This window comes from Mucilaginibacter sp. P4_G9, from assembly GCF_056400985.1.
This window is the reverse complement of sequence record NZ_JBFUKF010000473.1, coordinates 1-3,594: the sequence shown is the minus strand read 5'-3', so window position 1 is coordinate 3,594 and position 3,594 is coordinate 1. Positions and strand designations below refer to the sequence as shown.

The following is a 3,594-nucleotide window of genomic DNA, read 5'->3' as shown; positions in this document are numbered from 1 at the left end:
CAATTGCCCTGATGATGGCATTTGATAACTGAAGGTATTTTGGAGTAATGGAATACTCATCAATAGATAATATTTTCAGGTAGTTCTTCACGCTTTATAATTGGGCTGGCACAAATGTAATATTCCACAATTATATTTTTAATTTAAAAAGATAGTACAGGATGGTTTCACAACTGCATATTTTTATATTGCAACAACCAATTATTTCTTTGCCTGGTCTTCTCCATAAGATCAAACCAGAGAACTCAATCTTAAATTTAACCTTTATGGCGCCAAACAGACCAAACGCTAAGTTCATTTTTTTATTCACCTGCGCTATCGCATTGATAACGGCTAATGTAAAAGCCCAGGACCCCTATGCCGGTTACAGGCAAGCCTGGCTAAAAAAAGCCGAAGAATACAAACCTAAGCTCATCGAATCTGTAAAACAACCAATCGCTCTTGTGAAACTTGAAAAAGATGCAGCGGCTTTCCAGGGCTGGAAGACAGTAAAATCTGATGGGGTAGATGTGCTGTACAGCAACTCATTTAAAAAACAAAGCGGCGTAGTTGCTGATTTTGGCGAACACATGACAGGCTATTTCACTTTCACCGTAAAAGCAACAAAGGGTGTTATGGATGCCCCGTTAAGGTTAAAATTTACCTTTGGTGAAGTTCCTTCAGAAATGGCGACACCATTTGATCCCTACCCGGGAACACTGAGCCGGGCCTGGCTGCAGGACGAGATTGTTACAGTTACCGAGTCGCCTGCCACTATTACTATTCCGCGCAGGCTGGCTTGCCGTTTTGTGAAGATAGAATTGTTGGGGGCATCAAATTACTTTGATTTTGCAATCACTAATATTGAATTTAAGGCAACAACGTCCGTAGCCACGGCACCTGCCGCCTTAGCCGCCGGAACTTCGCAAATGATACAGGATATTGACAGGGTAGGTTTAACTACGTTAAAAGAATGCATGCAAACCGTATATGAAGATGGCCCGAAACGTGATCGCCGGTTATGGATAGGAGACCTTTACCTTGAATCATTGGCTAACCTGTATTCTTTCCAGAATAATAACCTTACCAAACGCTGCTTTTATTTACTGGCTGGTTTATCTGCAGAAGATGGGGTGCTGATATCAAATGTATTTGAAACACCAGAGCCTCATGCACAAACCGGCAACCGCCTGCTTGATTATTGTTTCCTGTACAATGTAGCATTGAAGGAATACGTTACCGCCACCGGCGATAAACAAACCGGTAGTGATTTGTGGCCCGTTGCCAAAAAACAACTCGATATGATTAAAAAATATGCCGGCGAAGATGGTATGATGGACTATGTAAAAGCGGGCAAAGAATGGTGGGTGTTTTTCGACTGGAAGAACGATCTTGATAAACAAACCGTTTTGCAGGGTTTAAGTGTTTATACGCTTAACCAAACCTATGCCCTGGCTAAATTATTAGGCAAGGAAAGTGAAGTTGCCGAAATTCCTGCATTAGCCAAAAAATTAAAGGACGCCGCGCATAAAAACCTGTATGATAAAAAATCGGGCCTGTTTGTTAGTGGGGTAGATAAGCAGGTATCATACGGCGCGCAGGCCTGGATGGTATTAAGCGGCGTAGCTACCAAAGCCGAAGGACAAAAAGCGCTAAAGGCGTTACCAGCTGTAACCAATGCGGTACATCCCGGTGCGCCATATATGTTTCACTATTATGTGGCGGCCTTAATTGAAAGCGGCTTAAAGACCGAAGCCAAAGAGGCGCTCACTACTTACTGGGGCGGCATGATCAAAAAAGGGGCTGATACCTTTTGGGAAGTTTATGACCCTAAGGACGAACTGAAATCGCCCTACGAGTTTTACCCGGTGAACAGCTACTGCCATGCCTGGAGCTGCACGCCGGTTTATTTTATAAGGAAATACCCGGAGATATTTCAGAGGTAAGATTTTTTTCTGAACCGGAATTTATCGAATTAGTTGAATTATTAGAATTCTAAAATTCTGCAAATTCGTTAATTCGATGAATTCCGGTTCAGACAATTTACCTATCCTTCCTTTGAAAGCTGTAATACAAATACCCTAATGCGGGCAGTATAAACAAACTACCAACCAGCAATCCTATTGCCAGGTAATCAATAGTATTATTGGTGGCATGATCGGTTAAGAGCGACATGGAGCTGCCTCCTTTAAATATCACGAAACGGGGGAAACGTGTTGCGCCAACAGAGATCAGGATCATGCTTACCTGGAATGCGGCCAATAACCTGATCCATTGCCGGTTTTTCTTCTCGGATATGATAAACCATAATAATACCAACGATAGGGTAGCGGCTATCACGGCTGTAAGGCTTACCGGGTTGCCAAAAATCCATTTGGATAAGCCCACATGCTCAATTTCGGATGCAATGAAAACCAGTCCCCCGCAAATAACGGCCACAATGTTTGATACTTTTGCTTTTTTGATATAGCGTTTTATATCATCAATGTTATCTGTTTCACCAACAATATAAATCGCAGCAAGGAAGCCGCAAAGGGCCACAGTGAAAAACCCTACAGCTACCGAAAACCAATTGAGCCAGCTAAATATATAGGCGCTTACAAATGTTGCAGCTGTTGGATCAATTTGACCAGATAGCGCGCTGCCGGCAATAATGCCTAAAAACAATGGCGTAACAAAGCTGGAATACACAAACATATGATTATAAAACGCCTGTGTTTTTTCGTCTTTTACAGCATCATAATTACGAAAGGTAAAGGCAGTACCACGGGCAATAATCCCCAATAGCAGGATTAACAGGGGAATATGCAGGTAAGTGCACATTTCGCTGTAAATATCCGGGAAACCTACAAAAAGGATAACCACGGTTATAATAAGCCACATGTGGTTTGCCTCCCATATGGGACCAATGGCCTGGTACATGGTTTTGCGGGTGCGGTACTTATTATCGGTCGATGTAAACAGCTCGATAATGCCCGCGCCAAAATCGGCACCACCCAGCAGGAAATAGAGGGTAATGGCGGCAAATAAAAATAGGATAACAACGTATAACATAATATCAGCGGGTTAACGGTCGTACAATTCTGGTACCATCTGAATCTGTCTTTTCAGCAGGAAAATAACAAATACACTCAGGGTAAAGTAAATGAAGGAGAACAGGTAAAAAGTATACTGAATGCCGGGCATTTTGGTTACGGCATCACTTGTGCGCATAACACCCTGTATTATCCACGGCTGGCGGCCAACTTCGGTAACTGTCCATCCGGCCTCCAGGGCAATAAAGCCCAATGGCGTGGCAATAATGAATAGTTTAAGAAACCATGCTTTGTTAAACCATTCCTTCTTTTTCCAAAGGGCAATAAAATACAGGATCCCGATAAACATCATCAGTGTACCGATGCCTACCATGATTTGAAATGCATAATGCGTAATGGCAACAGGAGGCTGATCTTTAAACGGGATCTTGTCCAACGCATTCACAGATGTTTTAAAATTGTCGTGAACCAAAAAGCTCAGTAAGCCGGGAATCTCTAAACCATAATTTACTTTTTTAGCTACGGTATCCGGTATCCCGCCAATAATCAGCGGCGCATATTCCTGGGTATGAAAATAGGC

The 3,594-nt window shown here is 42.7% G+C and carries 3 protein-coding genes; 1 reads left to right on the top strand and 2 read right to left on the bottom strand.

What is annotated here, in order from left to right:
- Window positions 1-266 precede the first annotated feature (266 nt).
- On the top strand, window positions 267-1,925 hold the full coding sequence (locus AC1DPZ_RS23970; protein ID WP_477408214.1) for an alpha-L-rhamnosidase-related protein: 1,659 nt from the start codon (window positions 267-269) through the stop codon (window positions 1,923-1,925).
- A 97-nt stretch (window positions 1,926-2,022) separates the two neighbouring features.
- On the opposite strand, the gene AC1DPZ_RS23965 is transcribed toward AC1DPZ_RS23970, so the two are convergent.
- Both AC1DPZ_RS23965 and AC1DPZ_RS23960 read right to left on the bottom strand, forming a co-directional pair.
- On the bottom strand, window positions 2,023-3,033 hold the full coding sequence (locus AC1DPZ_RS23965) for a cytochrome d ubiquinol oxidase subunit II (protein WP_477408212.1): 1,011 nt from the start codon (window positions 3,031-3,033) through the stop codon (window positions 2,023-2,025).
- 12 nt (window positions 3,034-3,045) lie between these two features.
- A partial coding sequence (locus AC1DPZ_RS23960) for a cytochrome ubiquinol oxidase subunit I (RefSeq protein ID WP_477408210.1) occupies window positions 3,046-3,594 on the bottom strand: 549 nt, incomplete at its 5' end.

Excerpts from the sequence above, each read along its gene's own strand:
- AC1DPZ_RS23970 (WP_477408214.1), top strand. The coding sequence starts at position 267 with ATGGCGCCAAACAGACCAAACGCTAAGTTCATTTTTTTATTCACCTGC.
- AC1DPZ_RS23965 (WP_477408212.1), bottom strand. The coding sequence starts at position 3,033 with ATGTTATACGTTGTTATCCTATTTTTATTTGCCGCCATTACCCTCTAT.